Source organism: Ruegeria arenilitoris (assembly GCF_013035425.1).
GTDB classification, from domain to species: domain Bacteria; phylum Pseudomonadota; class Alphaproteobacteria; order Rhodobacterales; family Rhodobacteraceae; genus Ruegeria; species Ruegeria arenilitoris_A.
This window is the reverse complement of sequence record NZ_WQHX01000003.1, coordinates 122,709-141,604: the sequence shown is the minus strand read 5'-3', so window position 1 is coordinate 141,604 and position 18,896 is coordinate 122,709. Positions and strand designations below refer to the sequence as shown.

Genomic DNA, 18,896 nt, shown 5'->3' with positions numbered 1-18,896 from the left:
CAGAATTGCGAGTAGCTTTCGGCCCAACAAATGGAGCAGATATGACTTTTAACGACCTGATCGACCGCCGGGGCACCAACAGTTCAAAATGGGATAAGATGGAGCAGCTGTATGGCGTATCGCCATCAGATGGGCTGGCCATGTGGACCGCGGACTCTGACTATCCCACCGCACCGTGTGTGATTGAGGCGGTTCGGAAAGCAGCCGAACTTGGCGTCTTTGGATATTCCTGGATTCATCCTGAGTATCTTGCATCAATCCAGTGGTGGATGAAAAATCGCCACGGCTGGGACGTCGACACCGACTGGATTCTCACTACACAGGGATTAGGCAACGCTATTGCACTGAGTATTGACGTTTGGAGCGAACCCGGCGACGGCATAGTTTTATTTTCGCCTGTCTATCATGAGTTCGCTCACAAGGTAAACAATGCCGAACGCAGGGTTGTCGAATGCCCATTGGTACGCGAGGGCGATACGTACGTTCTTGATTTGGAAGATGCGCAATCACGGTTGGATGGGACGGAAAAACTATTGTTGTGGTGCTCGCCACAGAACCCGTCAGGCCGGGTGTGGACGCCCGAAGAGTTGAGAGCCGTTGCGAAATTTGCCGAACGCAACGGGCTGATTCTGGTGTCAGACGAAATTCATCACGATCTGGTCTATCCGGGCAGCACTTTTGTTCCCATGGATATCGCGGCTCCAGACGCACGACCCTGGACTGTGTCTCTGACAGCTGCTTCGAAAACTTTCAATATTGCGGGGCAGCGAACCGGGAACATGATCATTCCTGACGAAAAACTGCGCAAACAGATGCGGCATCGTCTGAAAACCCTTGATTACGACCCCAGCGCTTTGGGTGTTGCAATGATCACCGCCGCTTACAGCCCTGAAGGCGCTGAATGGGTCGACGAACAAATTGTTCATCTGCAGGGCAACTGCCGTCTGTTCGATGAAACGATTGCCAAAATACCTGGTCTTTGGTCGATGCCTTTGCAATCGACTTATCTCGCTTGGGTAGATCTTTCCGGCACCGGAATGGAACACGCAGAGTTTGTCCGGCGACTAAGACAAGATGCAAGGATCGCAACTTCGTCCGGCCCTGGTTTCGGCGCCGGAGGCGAAACGTTCGAGCGGTTTAATCTGGCCACTCAACGCGGGCGGGTTGAAGAAGCCTGCGCACGGCTAATGCATGCTTTCGGAGATTTGCAGTAACTCATACGCCGGGTGAGGCTAATCCTTGCCCTGCCTTTGCTGGTTTTGGGCAGGAGGATCGGGCGGCACGGATATAGTCCAAACCCACCTGCCCCGCGAATGATGCCTGAAGCCAGCCGCATTGAATGTTTTTGATTGAAAATCAGCCGCTGGTTGACAGCTTCACTGGATCGAAAGGTTATGAAGCAAGCCAACTCTGTGAAGGGGTTCGCACCCAAAGGCGGCAAGGTAGTTGAAGGTGGCAATAAAATCCGGAAGGGACCTTTGGGATCGATCGCCGCAACCCGCAAAGCACCCTCCAACTGTCATTGGGCATTGACTGTCCACAGGCAGATGACACGGAACATGCCCGACAGGGAAACCACAATTCGGACGGCGACATCTTCATCCACAGGCGACCGAACGAAATTAGAGGAATTGCCTTGTCGTGTGACTCGACATCGGGCTGAATCACAATATCCAATGCCGAAATGGCCCGATTGTTAAGTCTGAAGCCTAACAGACCAACCGCCTAAATCCGGCTCTAGTCTTCATATCCAAGCAAAGCAATCGGCGCATCCGGAGCGCGGTAAAAATCCAGTGGGGCTTTGTCCGCGCTTGCGGTGCTGCGCTTAAACTCGTAACTCATTTCGCCAGCACCTTCTTCGGCAGCGACGATCAAACACTGATACAAGTGATTTGCTCCGTCAAAAACATCGACCAACCCGCGCAAACGCGGCGTTGTTTCGGTCTCGACCGTAAACCCATCCTTCCACAATCTAAGAATTTTGTAGCTATTGTTTCCGACTTCAACCCGCAAGCGGCTCGCTTTTTTCAACGCAGCGATTCGCGCAGCATCCAATTCGGCGCGTATTTCCCTTGAAACATAGGTACTCATCAAAAATTCTCCGGCAGCTCATTAACCATTGTGATCAGTAAATCGTAAAAATCCAGTGATGCTATAAGGTGCAGGTTGGTTCCGAGATTGTGTTGTGAGGACATTTCGGGGTCGCTGTGCGTTTGCGCAGGGACTATGCGCGTTCGCCAATGTAGGAAGTGGGACACCGTCAAGCTATTTGTAAAGCAACTTGAATGGAGGAATGAAATGGGCTTGCTCGTTGACGGAAAATGGCAGGATACATGGTATGACACTAAGTCCAGTGATGGGGCATTCAAACGCTCGGCCGCTCAGTTTCGTAATTGGCTGACAGAAAATGGCGACGCCGGCCCATCCGGCAAAGGTGGTTTCCGAGCTAAAAGCGGGCGATATCACTTGTATGTCAGCTACGCCTGTCCCTGGGCCCATCGCACTTTAATTTTCCGCGAACTCAAAGACCTAAGCGACCATATTTCCGTTTCAGTCGTTCACCCAGATATGTTGGATCAAGGTTGGACCTTTGAAATTGACGACCTAGGCGCGACAGGCGACACGCTCCACGGCATGGATTTTGCGCATCAATTATATACCAAGGCTAATTCTGAGTATTCCGGCCGAGTGACGGTGCCTATCCTTTGGGACAAAAAGACGAAAACGATCGTTTCGAACGAAAGTTCAGAAATTATCCGGATGTTCAACTCGGCTTTCGACGAGATTACCGGAAACAAAGATGATTATTGGCCAGCGCCGATGAGAACCGAGATCGAAGAGGTCAACGCACGCATCTATTCCAACGTCAACAATGGGGTTTACAAAGCCGGTTTTGCCACATCGCAAGAGGCGTATGATGCAGCCGTCAACCCGTTGTTCGATACGCTGGACTGGTTGGAAGGTCATCTTTCCTCAAATCGTTACCTCATGGGGGATCGCCTGACCGAAGCGGACTGGCGGCTGTTCACTACACTGATCCGGTTCGATCCAGTCTATCATTTGCATTTTAAGTGCAATCGGCGGCGGTTGATCGATTACCCAAATCTCTGGGCCTACACACGCGAGCTGTACCAATGGCCCGGTGTAAAGCCCACGGTGAACTTTCACCACATCATCCGGCACTATCACTATAGTCACGATAGTATCAATCCGAACCGGATTATCCCGACGAATCCTGTGTTGGATTATATGGAGCCGCACCGTCGCAGTCAGCGACCCGCTGCGTAATGTGCAACCATTGCCGCCAGATCTTCTGGCGGCGTGCTGCTTTGGACGTAGGCGCAAGCGTTCGGACTGTGTGCAAATATCGAGCCATCCGAGAAGAAAGTGGTATTGGTCACAAAGATTACCCTTGTATTGGGGCGACGATATCTTGCGAAGTCTGCCACAGCCAAGGCGCTTCCGGTTTCCAACACCAAATCCAGCACGATGATGTCAAAGGCTGTACCATACAAGGCCAAGATCGCAGCCTCTTGCCCGGCTACTAAAGTGACCTCTCCCCCCTGCCTTTCAAGATGCCTTTGCCAGACCCCACCAAGGTCAGGGTTACTCTCAACAATCAATACTTTCATTTGCCACAACCTCGGCACTAGATAACAAAAAAACGGCGCCGACCCCATGATCCGTGATCCCGTGATTTTCTTAACAAATGGTTAACGATACCTGCAACGAGCCCTTTTCACGCAGATTTGCTTGTGTAAATGGCGAAAATCCGCTTGAACCGCCTCTGCACCGGTATTTCACCAGAGGGACGCATGGCAGACACCATTGGCATTCTGCACAGACAAGCCGAGCGGGACCACGGCGGCGGTTTAGATCATGCCATTTCAGTCTATGGTGGTGATCGCACGGATTGGATTGATCTGTCGACGGGTATTAATCCACACCCTTATGACGTCGCGGGGTTGAAACATAGTGATTGGACAAGTCTGCCAGACAACGATGCATTTAGCCGCCTGTGTGACGCCGCCAGATCGTTCTGGTCAATACCTGACAGCGCATCAATCTTGCCTGCGCCTGGAGCCTCGGCAATCATTGCAAGGCTACCGGCTTTGGTCCCTCCGGGACATGTTCGGATCACCACACCAACTTACAACGAACACGCCGCGGCATTTCTGGCGCATGGCTGGTCAGTGAAGGAAAGCAGTCCTGCTCAGGCTCGAGTGATTGTGCACCCCAACAACCCAGATGGGCGCATTTGGCAAGAGGCTGATGTAGATGCGCCCCTGACCGTGATTGACGAAAGTTTCTGCGATATTTGCCCCAAAGCGACGCTGATAAATCAGACGGAAAGACCGGGCGTTGTTGTACTCAAGAGCTTTGGAAAATTCTGGGGACTGGCTGGTTTGCGGCTTGGTTTTGCGGTCGGACAGCCTGACTTGATCACCCGGCTAAACGAACTGATCGGACCATGGGCCGTATCTGGACCCGCGTTAAGGATCGGCGAAAAGGCTTTGAGGGATGTGAAATGGGCCGAGGAAACGCGGACCAAACTCTCGTGTGATGCAGATCGGTTGGACAAATTGATTTGCGACAAGGGCGCCCGATTGCTTGGCGGAACAGACTTGTTTCGCCTGTACCATGTGAGTGACGCGACAGCGTGGCAATCCAAGCTGGCCCACTCTCAAATTTGGAGCCGCATCTTCCCGTACTCGACGAATTTTCTCCGTTTGGGGCTACCAAATAAACGTGGTTGGGACAGGCTGGAGGGCGCTTTGTGACTGGAGGATTCCTGCTGATTTGCGCTATGTGCTTGGACGCAATCGTAGGTGAGCCGGATTGGCTATGGTCACGCATTCGCCATCCGGCAATCTTAATCGGCGCAGGTATAGAGTGGCTTGATCGGAAATTAAATCTTGGCGCTCAGCGGAGGGCCAAGGGACTACTGGCTCTCACTCTACTGGTCGTAGGCTCATTGATATTGGGTAAACTGCTTTCTTTGCTTGGACCGGCCATAGAAATCATCGTCTGCGCCATCTTGCTGGCCCAGAAATCGCTTGTGATACATGTTCGGGATGTAGCGGTCGGGCTGTCGACGTCTCTTCCCGCCGGGCGGGCAAAAGTCGCCATGATCGTGTCACGCGATACCCAGGACATGACCGAAGCCCAGGTTGCCAGATCGGCAATTGAGAGCGCGGCCGAGAACCTAAGCGACGGAGTGATCGCACCTGCGTTCTGGTTTCTGATCGCAGGCCTGCCCGGGTTGATAGTCTATAAGGCAGTCAACACAGCAGACAGCATGATTGGATATCGTAACGAAACCTACCGCGATTTCGGCTGGGCCTCTGCACGGTTCGACGACCTACTGAACCTGATCCCAGCGCGATTGACCTGTGTGTTAATCGTAGCTCTGTCGCGCCGGTGGGCTTTTTGGCACCAGATCGTCGCCGATGCACGCGGACACATCTCCCCCAATGCAGGCTGGCCCGAGGCCGCAATGGCCCGCGCGTTGAACGTAGCGCTGGCAGGGCCGCGCAGCTATGACGGAAAACTCCGTGACCTGGCTTGGGTAAACGGCGACGCCAACCGTGAAATCGGCGCGACGGAGGTTTTCCGCGCATGCGACATGCTTTGGAAGGTTTGGGGGCTTGCGCTTGGGTTGTTGTCGGTGTGGTTTAGTTTCAACCTAATAGTTTTAGAATGGAGCATCCAATGATGCGCATCCTCTCGGGCCTGCTGGCCACTACCTTGTTTGCCACCCCTGCCCTGGCGCAGTGCGGTGGCGATTTCGAAAGCTTCGTTGCAGGCTTGAAATCCGAGGCACTTGGGAATGGGTTCGACCAAGCCACTGTCGATGGCTTTTTCCAAGGGGTTCGGCAGGATGGTGCTGTGATAAGGGCTGACCGTGCTCAAGGTGTCTTTCAGAAACCTTTTATCGACTTTTCGCGGCGCTTGATCTCAGCCAACCGTATTGAACGCGGTCAATCTATGTCACGAAAGTACGATTCAGTGTTTGACCGAATCCAAAGTGAATATGGGGTATCTCGTGGTGTTTTGCTGGCATTCTGGGCATTTGAGACCGACTACGGCGCGGTGCAAGGCGATTTTAACACCCGAAATGCCTTGGTAACACTGGCGCATGACTGCCGCCGACCAGATCTGTTCCGTCCACAGATTTTTGCAGCGATCGAACTTTATGGACAGAACAACTTCGATCCCAATCGCACAACAGGGGCTTGGGCTGGAGAAATTGGAATGGTCCAGATGTTACCGCGCGACATACTGGAAAATGGCGTTGACGGGGACGGCGACGGCAAGGTTTCCTTGAAAACCTCTGCTCCGGATGCTCTGATGTCGGGCGCCAAGATGCTATCGCATCTGGGATGGCGACCGGGTGAGCCTTGGCTGCAAGAAGTTACTGTTCCCGCTCAAATGGACTGGTCGTTGTCCGGGCCGGGCAAACCACGGTCAGTTTCGGACTGGCAGACCATGGGTGTTCAGGCGCGAAGCGGGAATTTACCCGACTTACCCGCGTCGTTGATATTGCCACAAGGGCACAAAGGGCCAGCGTTTCTGGCTTTCCCCAATTTTGACGTCTACTTTGAATGGAACCAGAGCTTTGTTTACGTGTTGACGGCGGCCTATTTCGGCACAAGGCTGGAAGGTGCGGAAATATATAATGCGGGTAACCCAACTGAAGGTTTGTCGGCAGCTCAGATGAAGCAACTTCAGAGCAAATTACAAGCGCGTGGCCACGACGTTGGCAAAATAGATGGAATATTGGGGGCTGGCACACGGGCTGCAGTGCAAGCCGAACAAGCGCGGCTGGGGCTGCCGGCAGATGCTTGGCCAACTGTCGAGTTGCTAAACCGGCTATAAGAACGAGGCCATCTAAGCGACCTCTTCTTCAACGCCAAGCCGGGCTGGAACGAAATCGTGAACTTTGACTACTGATCCTTCTGTCTCAATCGCGGTATCGGGGTTAACCTCGAACCAGTCGTGACAATTGGCATCCAGAGGTTCTGAGGAAATGATAACACCGCTTTTGCAGGTTCTGTAATGCAAGCTTGGCGCGTATCGATCCGAAGCATATCGGGCTGCAAATATCCGATTTCCGTCTGACCAGCAGGCCGCAAACCGGAGATATGGTGCCGAGCCCCGACGTTTGGACAGAGCTTCTACACGAGCGACCGCGCGAGCCATGGCGCCAACACGGTCTGATTCCAAACCTTCACCAAGTGCGAGCAAAAAGATCGCCTCGCTTTCAGTCGCCCCCATTCGATGTTCATACAGTTCTGCTGGGATCATCGCATCCAACTCTTGCCTGATAAGGTCATGACCTCCTACTTGACCGTTGTGCATAAAGCTCCATTTTCCCACTCCGAATGGGTGGCAGTTGTTTCGTGAGGTGGCGGTGCCGGTAGATGCTCTTACATGCGCCAGAAACAGACTGGACCGCGTGTGATGGGCCAACTGTTTCAGATTGGCATCCGACCACGCTGGGTTGGTGTCTTTGTAAAAACACGGAGAGTGGCGATCAGAATACCACGCCATTCCAAAGCCGTCAGCGTTTATTGGCGTCTTGCCAATCAGCGCATTTCGGCTTTGGATGACAAGGGATTGCTCTTGTTCTAAAACGAGCTCATCCAAATAGCGCGGTTGTCCAACCCAAGCCAGAAATCGGCACATATGATTTGTCCTGCAAAATATAGCACACTGAGATGATTATCACGGGCTATGTGAAAATATGCTTCTATTAAAAGGCAAAGAAGGCAAAAAACCTATCAAACGATCCAGTCGATTTGAGCTTTTAGATCATTTACTCATCACGCACCGGAAAGCGGTTGCCCTTTTGATCAATCAAAATCAGCCGATCATCACTAAAAACATAAAGGTCGCAGCGACCGAACCCATTTCGGTAAGATACGCAAACACTTCCATCCTCGGCGATCGAATATGTTCCAAAGGCAGACTCTCCGCTGGCATAGGTGTATGAATACGCACCGCCAGCGGAAAATTTGGACTTGCCATTGTCATAGAAGGTCAATGTCCGACCTGCCAAAGCTTCCAGCTCCTCGGTCGACAATGGAATATCTCCGGGCTTAGTGGACCATTCGGCGGCCCAAACGGGGCAGGAAAACAGCAGGGTCACGATCAAGAAACGGGTCATGTCACTAGTCTAACCTGATCGGTTATAAACCTGACATAACTTTGTGTTGATCGTTTAGGCAACCATCTGTTCGGCCTTGTTAAGGTCGACGGAAACCAGTTGGCTTACGCCTTGCTCCTGCATGGTGACACCAAAAAGACGATCCATTCGCGCCATGGTCACTGCGTGGTGAGTAATGATGAGGAATCGTGTATCGGTTTGACGACACATCTCATCAAGTAAATCGCAGAAACGGGTTACGTTTGCATCATCCAAAGGTGCGTCAACCTCATCCAACACACATATCGGTGCTGGGTTGGCGAGGAACACACCAAAGATCAGTGCAGTAGCGGTCAGAGTTTGTTCCCCGCCAGAAAGCAGGCTGAGGGTTGACAACTTTTTGCCAGGTGGCTGGCACATAATTTCCAGTCCTGCATCTAGTGGGTCGTCGCTTTCAACCATAACCAAATTTGCTTCACCACCACCAAAAAGGTGTTTGAACAACATCGCAAAGTTCGAGTTCACCTGTTCAAACGCAGTCAGCAGTCGCTCACGCCCTTCACGGTTGAGGCTGGCAATCCCACTCCGCAGAGCTTTGATCGCCTCTTCTAAATCAGCTTTTTCACTGTTCAGTGTATCGAATTCTTCCTGAACTTCTTTCGAATCCTCTTCAGCGCGCAGGTTCACCGCGCCCATTGCGTCACGCTGGCGCTTATGCCGATTTACTTCTGCCTCTAATGCGTCGGCGGCAGGCATCTGGTCGGGGTTAACCTCCAGTTGGTTGAGCAACTGGTTCGGTGTCAACTGTTGATCCTCTGCAATTCGTTCAGCGGCAGCGGCGACACTCTCTTTGGCGGCATCGCACCTTGCTTCAGCAGCAGCGCGGGTTTCGCGGGCTTCGGAGGCCAAACGTTCTGCCTCCCGCTCTGCCATAACGGCTTCGCGCTGCTGTGTTTCTGCTTCAGCCAACTTGTCGGCAGCTTCAACCCTACGTCCCTCAGCGGTTTCTATCAGTTCGTTGAGTTCCTCGCGAGCTTCCGCGATTTCGCCTGGGGCGGCCATCGCTTCCGACAGCTCTTCTTCCGAACTTTCCTTACGTTCAGCAAGTTCAGAAATACGTTTTTCAGCCGTTTCCAGCCTGTGCCGCCATCCACTAAGATCTTTGGTTACCTCTTGTGCACGGCGGGTTCGCGCTTCGCCCTCGCGGCGCAATTCATCGTGAGTCGAACGGTGGGTCAGCATTGTGATCCGAGCTGCCTCAACCGTTTGTTTAATATCCTCAACCTTTGCGCGGGCGGTGTCCAGATCACCCAAACTGGTCAGCGCGGCCTCGGCTTCGCGCAACTGCGCACGGGCTGACATTGCATCTTCCTTGTGGCGTTCAACCGCCAGAGTAAGGGTCTCCAATTTCCCTTGCGCCAAATTACGGTCCGCTTCGGCCCGGCTAAGCTGTCGCGCGGTTTCAGCCATGCGCTGATCTGCAGCACGACGAGCTTCGCGGGCGCGGCGGTCTGCTTCGGTCACATCAGCCAATTTCTGCGACAATGCTTCGTGCGCTGCGCGTGCGCCATCCGCCTGCGCTTCGGTCCGAGCCAGTTCTTGCTTGAGAGCTTCTAATTTGTTCAATTGCTCCAGACGCAGTGCGGCAGCGCTTGGCGCGTCTTCGGCCCAGGCGCGAAAACCGTCCCAGCGCCACAAATCCCCTGACTGAGAAACTAGCCTTTGGCCTGGTTTCAGCGATGCCTGAAGACGGGCACCCTGATCCGCATCGACCAGCCCAATCTGAGCGATCCTGCGGCTAAGGCGGTCAGGACCAGAGACATACAAAGCTAATGGTTCTGCCCCTTCGGGCAAAGGCTGGTCGCTGTCATATCCCGAAACCCGCACCCAGCCGGACGGCCCGTCGCCCTCGACCAAAGGCGCGCGCAAGTCATCAGCAAGTGCGGCACCAAGCGCTTTTTCATATCCGGGAGCCACGCGCAACAGGTCAAGCACCTGCCCGCCTTCTGCGGTGTCTCTTTCAACCAATTTAGCCAGTGCACTTGCTTCGGCGCGGATTGCGCCAAGCTCGCCTTCAGCCTCTGAACGCTTTGCGCGGGCTTCCGCCTCTCGTGCCTGAGTTTCAGAACGCATCTCGTCGGCAGTTGTCAAAGCTTCTTCGGCCGCCTCCGCGACCTCGCGCGCCTGTTCTTCACCAGTTTTTGCAGTTTCAAATGCTTCACCAGCGCGGCTCAGCGTCGTTTCGGCCTCATCAACCGCGGAACGAGCCTTTTCTTCTTCTGCCTCGCTCCGTGCCAATGTCTTGCGACCATCTTCGACTAAACGCTGAGCAGATTGATGACGGGCTATAAGACGCGCTGTATCTTCCGTCTCTTGCGAAAGAAGATCTTCCCTATCCTGCAGAATTGAGGCGGCCTCGCGCGCAACTTCGGCAGCCTCCAACACTTTGTCTTCGTGGCCTTCGGCCGCTTTGGCAAGTTCACGCGCTTCCCATTCCAGACGCTCGATCATCTGGCCCGCATCACGGTTAAGGCCAGTCTCACGGTCAATATCGTTGCCGAGCTGTTGAATTCGACTGGTCAGAGTTTCAATCGTCTGGCGCGCGCGGGTTTCCTGATCGGTCAAAGCATCGCGTTGCACATGTTGGCGCTGAAGAACTGCGGCGGCAACGGCCTCTTCTTCGCGCAACGGAGGTAAAGTTTCTTCGATCTGGGAACGCCTGGCCGCTGCGGCTCTGGCCTCGGCTTCTGCCCGGGACGCTTCGGTGACCCGATCACGCAATTTTTCTTCGGCCTGCTGGCGGGCAATGTCCGCCTCTTTCCAGCGACGATAAAGCAACATCCCCTCGGCCTTGCGCAATTGCTCGCCAATTTCCCGATAGCGAGCGGCCTGACGGGCCTGGCGGGCCAGTTGCGAAAGCTGGGCACCCAACTGCTCCAGCACGTCATCAACCCGGGTTAGATTGGTCTCGGTTCCCTTTAGTTTAAGCTCTGCTTCGTGCCGCCTCTGATACAGCCCGGAGATACCAGCCGCCTCTTCCAAAATTCTGCGGCGAGCACGCGGTTTGGCGTTGATCAACTCGGCGATCCTGTTCTGCCCCACCAGCGCAGGCGAATGGGCGCCCGTCGAAGCATCCGCGAACAGCATTTGTACATCTCGCGCACGGACATCTTTGCCATTCGTCTTGTAGGCACTGCCGACGTCACGGGTAATACGTCGAACAATCTCAAGTTGGTCACTTTCATTAAATCCCGAAGGTGCAAGGCGATCGGAATTGTCCATCGTTAGGACTACTTCGGCGAAATTGCGGGCTGGACGCGTCGCGGCTCCGGCAAAAATCACGTCCTCCATCGCGCCGCCGCGCATGGATTTAGGACGATTTTCGCCCATTACCCAACGCAGGGCTTCAAGCAGGTTGGACTTGCCGCATCCGTTCGGGCCCACTACACCAGTCAGCCCATCCGCGATGATCAGATCGGTCGGATCAACAAAGCTTTTAAAGCCAGTCAGTTTGAGTTTGCTGAAACGCAACGGTGGCTGTTCCTGTGATTCCTATGGTCCGGAAGTCTGCGCGTCACTTGGGCTCAAGTCAACGGACATACGCAGGATATGGCCCAAAGCCCTAAGTTATCCACAATATCTTGGCAAAATCACCCGGTCCTCAATAGGACTCGCACGCGAAAACCAAGTAATCCTATCTACCAAATTCGTTGCAACCGTAATTGGGGCGAGGGCCAACGGCATGCTACAAATACCCACCCAGTTCCTAATGACAGCCGATAATCCCAAGAATTTCTGCTGCGTCACCTAGAACTTCCAATATTGGACAGTTTCATATTTTTGGCCCCTGCAATCGCGGATCCTTCAAGCGGCTTGACGCAATAAGGTTAATGCAATCTTTATGCCTTACATCCGCAGTACTTCTCCGAGCCGCTGTATGCCCTCTTGTATCGTTTTCTCATCTGAATTCGAAAAGCTGAGGCGTAAGTTGTTGGCTCCTGTTTCGTCGGGGAAAAATGCTTGCCCGGGAACAAACGCCACCTTGACCGTTGCCAGTGCCCGCAACAACAGAGTTGACCCATCCATGCCCTTAGGCAGAGTCACCCAAACGAACATCCCGCCTTCGGGTTTGGTCCATTGAACGCCCTCGGGCATGAATTGATCCAGTGCGGCCAGCATCGCATCCCGGCGTGACCTATACACTTGACGCAGCATTGGAATATGGGTCTCGAAACAAGCCTCTGCAACGCGATGCACTGCCATCTGGTTGATTGTAGCGGAATGCAGATCCGCAGCCTGTTTCATGAGAACCAGTTGCGAAATCACCGGTTTGGCAGCAACCACCCACCCAACCCGCAAGCCGGGCGACAGCGTTTTTGAAAAACTGCCGCAATAGATAGTCCGGCACTTTTCAATCGACTGTTTGCGAGAAATTTCAAGCGCCAAAATCGGCGGAATGGGATCGCCATCATAACGTAGCGCCTGATAAGCACCGTCTTCGATCACGGCACAATCCAATTCCTCAGCCAAGTTCAATAATGCTTCGCGGCTTCGTAAATCGACCGTTTCACCTGTCGGGTTGGCAAAATCGGGCGACAAATAGGCAAACTTTATATCTCCGGTCCCAGCCCGATACTCAGCTGCTCTACGATTGCCGTTGATACTTAGCCTGTCAAAACGCGGCTCGTATGCGTTAAAAGCTGCAAGGGCTCCCAAGTAGGTTGGCCACCCCACCAAAGCAGTATCACTGGGTGAAAGAAACAGCTTACCCAGATAATCAAGCGCCTGCTGCGATCCCGAAGTAATCAGGATGTTATCGATTCCGCATGAAACGCCAATTTGCTTCATGTGGTCTGCCAACCATTGGCGCAGTGGAACATAGCCCTCACTGACCGAATATTGCAGCGCTTGCGATTGATACTTGGGACCTAAGGCAAGCTGAAACGCCTGAGCGAACTCACTGGCCGGAAACAAAGCGGGGTCGGGGATGCCACCCGCGAAAGAAATAATGCCAGGCTGGTCCAGCAGCTTCAACAATTCGCGTATCTCGGATGCTTTCATCCGTGATGCACGGGTAGCGAACAGTTGGTCCATTGGCGTGTTCCTCTTTGGCCGTTTAACCCGCGCAAGCTACGAGAACGTTGTTTAAAGTCAACAATACTGACCTAATATTTCAAGGAAAGTGAATTCGGTTCATTGAACACAGTGTGGATACGTGGTCATATGATTTGACCAATTTCGCAGAATCCGGCCATGCCGTTCCAAAAAGTCCAGACCGAGAAACTTTCCCTAGCCGTTGTTAGACATATCGAGCTGCTGGTCCTGCGCGGTATTTTGCGACCCGGTGAACGCCTGCCTTCAGAACGGGAACTCGCCGAAAGAATGGGTGTGTCGCGCCCTTCGTTGCGAGAGGCCATTGCAGATCTGCAGAAACAAGGATTGCTGACCTCAAAAGCAGGGTCAGGCATATATGTAGCAGAAGTGTTGGGTTCAGCATTTTCCCCAGCCCTGATCCGGTTGTTCAGCAGTCACGATGAGGCCGTGTTCGATTACCTCTCTTTCCGCCGCGATATGGAGGGGCTGGCGGCCGAACGTGCCGCGCGGATGGGATCAGATAGCGACCTGAAGGTTGTTCAGGCCATTCTGGACAAGATGGAAGCCGCCCATGACCGCAATGCTGCCGAGGAAGAGGCGCATCTGGATGCCCAGTTCCACATGGCCATCATCGAGGCCAGCCACAACGTGGTGATGCTGCATATGATGCGGTCGATGTTCGATCTGCTGCGGCAGGGCGTGTTCTACAACCGACAGATCATGTTCCAACAGCGCACCACGCGCGATGCCATTCTGGACCAACACCGCGCTATCAACGCCGCCCTGCAGGACCGCGACCCCAAAGGCGCGCGAGCGGCTGTTGAGCGTCACCTTAACTTCGTTGAACAATGCATGGCAGACCAACAAAAGGCCCAAAAAAACGAAGCCGTAGCTCAACAAAGACTGCAACATGAAACGAGAGAAACCTGATGATTGGTTGGCATCTTCCCGGCACCTAGCTGTTATTTCGCGCCTTAACCCTAAGTTAGCCAAAGGCGCGTTGGTCGCCGCTTTGTTGTTAAAAGTACAACCTTACTAGATTTGCTCAGTTTCTACATGGTCGATAGCTGATCACACCACCATCGCGAACATCTCACCTATCGCTCGATAATATGAGCTAACTTGTCTTTATGGGTCTGCTTTTTCGATTGAACGCGCTGCGGCTTTGTCCGCACTTAGCTTTCCTTGGCGCCGATGGGTTTGTTCAATTGGTGCTCTACTAAATTGCAGAAAGAGTAGCATGGAGTGAACAATTTCCAATTTCAGCAAGCGTCTGGAGACGGTGCGAACGAAGCATTCCAACTGGATTCTGTCTTTTCTGAATCTCTGCACCTTTCAAGTAGAGATTGCGGTAACCCTCCTCGCGCCAATTGTCTGGTGACAAAGCCGCCCCATGAATGGTCTTCTAGACTTCACTTATCAACAGCAGGTTTAGCGGGCGACTACCTGCCCATTGCCGACGGAGCCAGAACGTCAAATTATTCACACCAAAAAACCCGGCTCTTTGGCCGGGTTTTTTTCGAGTTGGGATAGATTTGGAAAGTCAGTGTAACTTATCGCCTACATCAGCAATTGCTGCGTCTATCAACTTGTTCGCCTGTGTGGCCGTCATCTGCTTGGCTAGAACCTCGTTCGCTGCCGACACGGCAACGGTAACTGCTTGGTCTCGCACTTCTTTGACTGCCGTCGCCTCGGCCGAAGCAATCTGATCCTGAGCTGCCGCCAGACGGCGCGCGATAGACTTCTCCAGCTCAGCCTTGGCCTGTTCAGCGGCCAGAGACGCATCCTCTTTTGCCGCTGCAACGATGGCGTCAGCCTGACCCTGCACTTCGCGCTGCTTACGTTCATACGAGGCCAAAAGACTGCGGGCTTCCTCGTGCAAGGCGCGAGCTTCGTCCAGATCGGACTTAATCGCTTCAGCTCGGTTGTCCAACGCACCGCCAATCATTGAAGGAACTTTGAAATAGAAAAGGACCGCAATGAAAACTATGAAGCCAAGGGTGACGACAAAGTCAGTATTGCCGAGCGAGAAAAATGGGCCGCTTGCAGCGAATGCTGGGCTGGCGGCTCCTGCGGTCAGGATAAAGGCAAGGGTTCTCCGCATGTCACTTATCCTTTTGTTTGCGCGTCAACGGCTTTGGAAATGGCATCGGCGTCTGCCTTGCCCCCAAGCGTGGTTACCAATTCGGCCGCCGTGTCTTTGGCAACAATTTGAATGCTTTCCAACGCGCCAGCTCGGATTTCAGCAATTGCCTTTTCCGATTCAGCCGCTTTTGCAGCGATTTCAGCATCCGCCTTAACTATCGCTTCATCCAGATCGGCCTGGATTTCAGCACGCGCTTCGGCGGCGATACGCTGCGCTTCAGCACGGGCATCGGCCAGCGCCTTGTTATAGGCTTCTTCAGCCTCGACCGCTTTGGCCTTTAGATCTTCGGCCGCAGCCAGGTCATTTGTAATGGTCCCCTGCCGCTCTGCCAGGATTGCCGCGATACGGGGCAAAGCTACGCGAGACAGGACCAGAAAGATGACGACCAGCGTAATGACCAGCCAGAAAATCTGGTTGGGGAACCAATCAAAGCAGAGCTGCGGCATCCCGATGGCAGAGCCATAGGAGTCAACGCAAGAGCCAACTACTTCTTCGCTAATGGGTTCAGTCGCCATGATGTCCTCCGTCGGAACGTTGTCTTTACAACAGGTGGGCCACTATGGCTTGAGCCCACCTGCGCGTAAGGATCAGGTTCCGCAGATTAGACGGCGAACATCAGCAGCAGCGAGACAAGGAATGCGAAGATTCCCAACGCTTCTGCGAACGCGATACCGATAAAGAGGGTTGCGGTCTGCGATGCAGCCGCCGAAGGGTTGCGCAGGGCGCCAGACAGGAAGTTTCCTGCAACGTTGCCCACCCCGATTGCGGCTGCGCCGGAACCGATTGCTGCCAGGCCTGCGCCGATGTGTGCGAGATCGCCTTCCATGATGTTTCTCCTTACGAATTGGAAGTTTCGATGTTGGGTTATCAGACCTTAGTGAGAAGGATGCAGTGCATCTTTTAGATAAACACAGGTCAGAATGGTGAAAACGTAGGCCTGGATAAAGGACACAAGAACCTCAAGACCATACATTGCGGTAATCGCCAGAACGGACACGGGCGAGATCGCGGCGATCGCAGCAAAACCTGCGAAAACCTTGATGACGGCGTGGCCTGCCATGACGTTACCAGCAAGACGAATGGAGTGGCTGACGGGGCGCACAAAGTACGATATCAGCTCGATGATCGCAAGAACCGGGCGCAGCGCCATGGGTGCGCTGGATACCCAGAACAACCCCAGAAACGCGGCACCGTTCTTGACGAAACCTAGAACGGTCACAGTCAGGAACACGGCCAGTGCGAGTGGGATTGTTACGGCGAAATGTGATGTGGTGGTAAAGGACATGGGTAACATGCCCAAGAAGTTCGCGCAGACGATGAACATGAACAGAGTCATCACATAGGGGAAGTACTTGACGCCCTCCTTGCCGCAAATGTCTTCCAGCATCTTGTAGATAAAGCCATAGGCGAGTTCGGCCACTGACTGCATCCGCGTTGGAACGATGGCTCGCTTCGAGGTACTCAAAACCAATAAGCCAAATACAGCAGCAATGGCCAGGAACAACCAAAGTGTCACGTTGGTGGGCGTGTACCACGCAATTCCGCCATCGCCGAAAAGCGGCTTGACGATGAACTGATCCATCGGATGGAAAACCAGGCTGCTGCCTTCTGCTTCGGTGGTCTCGGTCGCCACGTTCAGTCCCTCTCGTCCTTTACGGCTGCCTCGGCAGCCGCTTGTTTATCTTGAACCTCTTTGGCGCTGCGGAGCATAACCTTTACCCCGGCGACAAGGCCCAGCAATGTGAACAGCACCAGAAATATCGGGATCGTCCCGAACAGGCTATCCAGCCCATATCCGATGCCGAATCCGATCCCTAGACCGGATACCATTTCAATGACCATCCTCCAGGCAAGCTCGCCTCCGGACACGTCCGCGTCTGCGCGTGGGGCCGGTTCCCTGGCCTTTTTGGCCGCCTCGATCTTGGCCTCAAGCTGCGCCATACGCTGCTTTTGGTCATCGTCGGTCACGGGCGTTTCCCTCGCACAGTCTTGCGCATGGTGCTAAGGGGCTTAGGGCGCAGAGTCAACGGCCTAGATGTCGCTAAAAAATTCCAGTTAACTAATTGATATTAATAAATTAATTTCTCAACGATCTTCAGCCCAGATTTGAAAGGAATGCTTTGATTGTAACCAAATAAGGAAATGCGCATATTCAACCTTTTGGTTGATTGTTCAACTAAATGCGCATGCACGCAAGGAAACGGTTTAGTCAAACAGCCCAATGCGGAACTCGGGGCGCGTGACGTGGGATTGCCCCAATCCGTTCAGCAAAGTCAGAACCCTGTGCTTTCTGCACGTACTGACAAACTTCCAATGCTACGAGGCCCTTTTCGCTTTGAACGTAAGCGACTAAAACTGGCGTATGAATGAACCTTTGGACATCGTTTTTTCGGCCCTTGCCGACCCCACCCGCCGTACTATTCTGGCGATGCTGCTAGAGGATGACATGGCCGTTACGGACGTCGCCGAGCCATTTGAGATGTCGCTGGCAGCCATCTCAAAACATTTGGTGATTTTGACCAAAGCCGGCCTGATTTCACAAGAAAAGCGTGGCCGCGTGAAATGGTGCAAGCTGGAACCCGACGCCCTGAGGTCTGCGTCAGTTTGGATGCAGGGTTTCGGTCAATTCGAACCTGTCAACCTGGATGCATTTGAGCGGTTTTTGGAAATCGAGATTCCCAACGCAGAAGAAACCTGAACAGGCTTTACCTCACGACAAACACCGACATTTTAGCGTGCTTTGCCAAGTATCCAGCGTGGCTCGAGAAAATATGATCCGTGATACGCGGCGCGTGCGTACCGACAACGATCAAATCCGCGCCCATATCTTCTGCTGCGCGTCTTAGATCACCGTCAACTTCAATTGCCACATCAACCGAGTGAATATTGAGTGTGTCCACTTCTGAACCACTTTGCTCAGATAATTTCTCGGCCAGAGCAGCAAGATCCGCGGTGATCGACGACTCGGATTGTGTTACATCACCGGGTTGCGTACCGGTAACGCTGACCAACGTTATCTTAGCGTTTTGCCATTTAGCCACTTCGGTCGCGACTTTGGCGGCCTTGTAGACTTCTGGCGGCATATGCAGATCAACGGGGAACATTATGTGTTCGAACATGATTACTCCTCCTACTTATCGCAATGATAGGCGGGAGGCTTGGGGAAAGCTTTGATCTGCCTCAAAGGTATTTAGCGCATTGACGCCGCGAGGGAGTTTCAACCTTCCTCGCTGTATTCAACACCGAATACAACGCCTGTTGGTCCGGCCTCACACAGCCAAGGTGCAGCGGCTCCGGCAACTGAAACGGTGGTCACGGACCCAGTCGGCAGGGATTTTGTCGAAATGGCCGCGACGTCACGAGCGTTCACCCCGGTTTGCGCAGAAACCAGAGCCTCGCAGCTTGCTTGTAGATCGGTAATGTCCACACTGCTTTGGCTATCCGGAGCGCAAGCGCCCAAAACACACAAAATGGTGATTGAGAAATATCGGTTCATGTTCGCGTTTT

Annotated in this window: 20 protein-coding genes; 7 read left to right on the top strand and 13 right to left on the bottom strand. The window is 53.5% G+C overall.

Translation table 11 applies throughout. The features are described 5' to 3' along the window. The first annotated feature begins 41 nt into the window (after window positions 1-41). Entirely contained in the window at window positions 42-1,214 is a 1,173-nt protein-coding gene (locus tag GOV45_RS09675) for a MalY/PatB family protein (RefSeq protein WP_170476846.1), read from the top strand. 523 nt (window positions 1,215-1,737) lie between these two features. Here GOV45_RS09675 and GOV45_RS09670 read toward each other — a convergent pair. Then, window positions 1,738-2,091, bottom strand: a complete 354-nt coding sequence (locus GOV45_RS09670) for a hypothetical protein (protein WP_170476844.1) — start codon at window positions 2,089-2,091, stop codon at window positions 1,738-1,740. Window positions 2,092-2,298: 207 nt separating this feature from the next. Between GOV45_RS09670 and GOV45_RS09665 the strand changes: the two genes are divergently transcribed. After that, the gene (locus tag GOV45_RS09665; protein ID WP_170476842.1) at window positions 2,299-3,288 is read left to right on the top strand and encodes a glutathione S-transferase family protein; all 990 of its coding nucleotides are present in this window, start codon (window positions 2,299-2,301) and stop codon (window positions 3,286-3,288) included. On the opposite strand, the gene GOV45_RS09660 is transcribed toward GOV45_RS09665, so the two are convergent. Then, the gene (locus tag GOV45_RS09660) at window positions 3,270-3,632 is read right to left on the bottom strand and encodes a response regulator transcription factor (RefSeq protein WP_170476840.1); all 363 of its coding nucleotides are present in this window, start codon (window positions 3,630-3,632) and stop codon (window positions 3,270-3,272) included. The genes GOV45_RS09665 and GOV45_RS09660 overlap by 19 nt on opposite strands. 183 nt (window positions 3,633-3,815) lie before the next feature. On the opposite strand from GOV45_RS09660, the gene GOV45_RS09655 reads away from it, so the two are divergent. From GOV45_RS09655 to GOV45_RS09645, 3 genes are read left to right on the top strand one after another with little or no spacing between them, the layout of a single operon-like run. Next, window positions 3,816-4,781, top strand: a complete 966-nt coding sequence (locus GOV45_RS09655; protein WP_170476838.1) for a threonine-phosphate decarboxylase — start codon at window positions 3,816-3,818, stop codon at window positions 4,779-4,781. Continuing rightward, window positions 4,778-5,716, top strand: coding sequence for an adenosylcobinamide-phosphate synthase CbiB (gene cbiB / locus GOV45_RS09650; RefSeq protein ID WP_170476836.1), 939 nt, complete (start codon window positions 4,778-4,780; stop codon window positions 5,714-5,716). Before GOV45_RS09655 ends, cbiB begins: the two co-directional genes overlap by 4 nt. After that, window positions 5,716-6,879, top strand: coding sequence for a lytic murein transglycosylase (locus GOV45_RS09645; RefSeq protein ID WP_170478032.1), 1,164 nt, complete (start codon window positions 5,716-5,718; stop codon window positions 6,877-6,879). The genes cbiB and GOV45_RS09645 overlap by 1 nt, the downstream gene beginning before the upstream one ends. A gap of 12 nt (window positions 6,880-6,891) precedes the next feature. Here the strand turns inward: GOV45_RS09645 and GOV45_RS09640 are convergent, their stop codons facing one another. The 4 genes from GOV45_RS09640 to GOV45_RS09625 all read right to left on the bottom strand — a co-directional run bounded on the left by GOV45_RS09640 (window position 6,892) and on the right by GOV45_RS09625 (window position 13,243). Beyond that, complete coding sequence (locus tag GOV45_RS09640; RefSeq protein WP_170476834.1) at window positions 6,892-7,689, bottom strand: class II glutamine amidotransferase; 798 nt, start codon at window positions 7,687-7,689, stop codon at window positions 6,892-6,894. A gap of 130 nt (window positions 7,690-7,819) precedes the next feature. Then, the gene (locus tag GOV45_RS09635) at window positions 7,820-8,170 is read right to left on the bottom strand and encodes a hypothetical protein (RefSeq protein ID WP_170476833.1); all 351 of its coding nucleotides are present in this window, start codon (window positions 8,168-8,170) and stop codon (window positions 7,820-7,822) included. 54 nt (window positions 8,171-8,224) lie between these two features. Continuing rightward, complete coding sequence (locus tag GOV45_RS09630; protein WP_170476831.1) at window positions 8,225-11,680, bottom strand: chromosome segregation SMC family protein; 3,456 nt, start codon at window positions 11,678-11,680, stop codon at window positions 8,225-8,227. 375 nt (window positions 11,681-12,055) lie between these two features. After that, window positions 12,056-13,243, bottom strand: a complete 1,188-nt coding sequence (locus GOV45_RS09625) for a PLP-dependent aminotransferase family protein (protein WP_170476829.1) — start codon at window positions 13,241-13,243, stop codon at window positions 12,056-12,058. Between the two features lie 159 nt (window positions 13,244-13,402). On the opposite strand from GOV45_RS09625, the gene GOV45_RS09620 reads away from it, so the two are divergent. Further along, a complete protein-coding gene (locus GOV45_RS09620; protein ID WP_170476826.1) occupies window positions 13,403-14,173 on the top strand; it encodes a FadR/GntR family transcriptional regulator in 771 nt (256 codons plus the stop codon). 613 nt (window positions 14,174-14,786) lie between these two features. Here the strand turns inward: GOV45_RS09620 and GOV45_RS09615 are convergent. From GOV45_RS09615 to GOV45_RS09595, 5 genes are all read right to left on the bottom strand, one after another. After that, a complete protein-coding gene (locus tag GOV45_RS09615) occupies window positions 14,787-15,347 on the bottom strand; it encodes a F0F1 ATP synthase subunit B (protein ID WP_170476825.1) in 561 nt (186 codons plus the stop codon). A 5-nt stretch (window positions 15,348-15,352) separates the two neighbouring features. Continuing rightward, window positions 15,353-15,904 carry a F0F1 ATP synthase subunit B' gene (locus tag GOV45_RS09610; protein WP_170476821.1) on the bottom strand — a complete coding sequence of 184 codons (552 nt, stop codon included), beginning with the start codon at window positions 15,902-15,904 and terminating at the stop codon, window positions 15,353-15,355. 86 nt (window positions 15,905-15,990) lie between these two features. Continuing rightward, window positions 15,991-16,215: a F0F1 ATP synthase subunit C gene (locus GOV45_RS09605; RefSeq protein WP_008755373.1), complete on the bottom strand. Its 225-nt coding sequence runs from the start codon at window positions 16,213-16,215 to the stop codon at window positions 15,991-15,993. Window positions 16,216-16,263: 48 nt separating this feature from the next. Beyond that, window positions 16,264-17,022 (bottom strand): F0F1 ATP synthase subunit A, encoded by a 759-nt coding sequence (locus tag GOV45_RS09600; RefSeq protein WP_170476819.1) that lies wholly within the window; start codon window positions 17,020-17,022, stop codon window positions 16,264-16,266. Between the two features lie 2 nt (window positions 17,023-17,024). Continuing rightward, a complete protein-coding gene (locus GOV45_RS09595) occupies window positions 17,025-17,357 on the bottom strand; it encodes an AtpZ/AtpI family protein (protein ID WP_170476818.1) in 333 nt (110 codons plus the stop codon). A 394-nt stretch (window positions 17,358-17,751) separates the two neighbouring features. On the opposite strand from GOV45_RS09595, the gene GOV45_RS09590 reads away from it, so the two are divergent. After that, window positions 17,752-18,087, top strand: coding sequence for an ArsR/SmtB family transcription factor (locus tag GOV45_RS09590; protein ID WP_170476816.1), 336 nt, complete (start codon window positions 17,752-17,754; stop codon window positions 18,085-18,087). Window positions 18,088-18,094: 7 nt separating this feature from the next. Here GOV45_RS09590 and GOV45_RS09585 read toward each other — a convergent pair whose 3' ends face one another. Continuing rightward, complete coding sequence (locus GOV45_RS09585) at window positions 18,095-18,508, bottom strand: universal stress protein (RefSeq protein WP_170476814.1); 414 nt, start codon at window positions 18,506-18,508, stop codon at window positions 18,095-18,097. A gap of 98 nt (window positions 18,509-18,606) precedes the next feature. Next, window positions 18,607-18,885, bottom strand: coding sequence for a hypothetical protein (locus GOV45_RS09580; RefSeq protein WP_170476812.1), 279 nt, complete (start codon window positions 18,883-18,885; stop codon window positions 18,607-18,609). Window positions 18,886-18,896 lie beyond the last annotated feature (11 nt).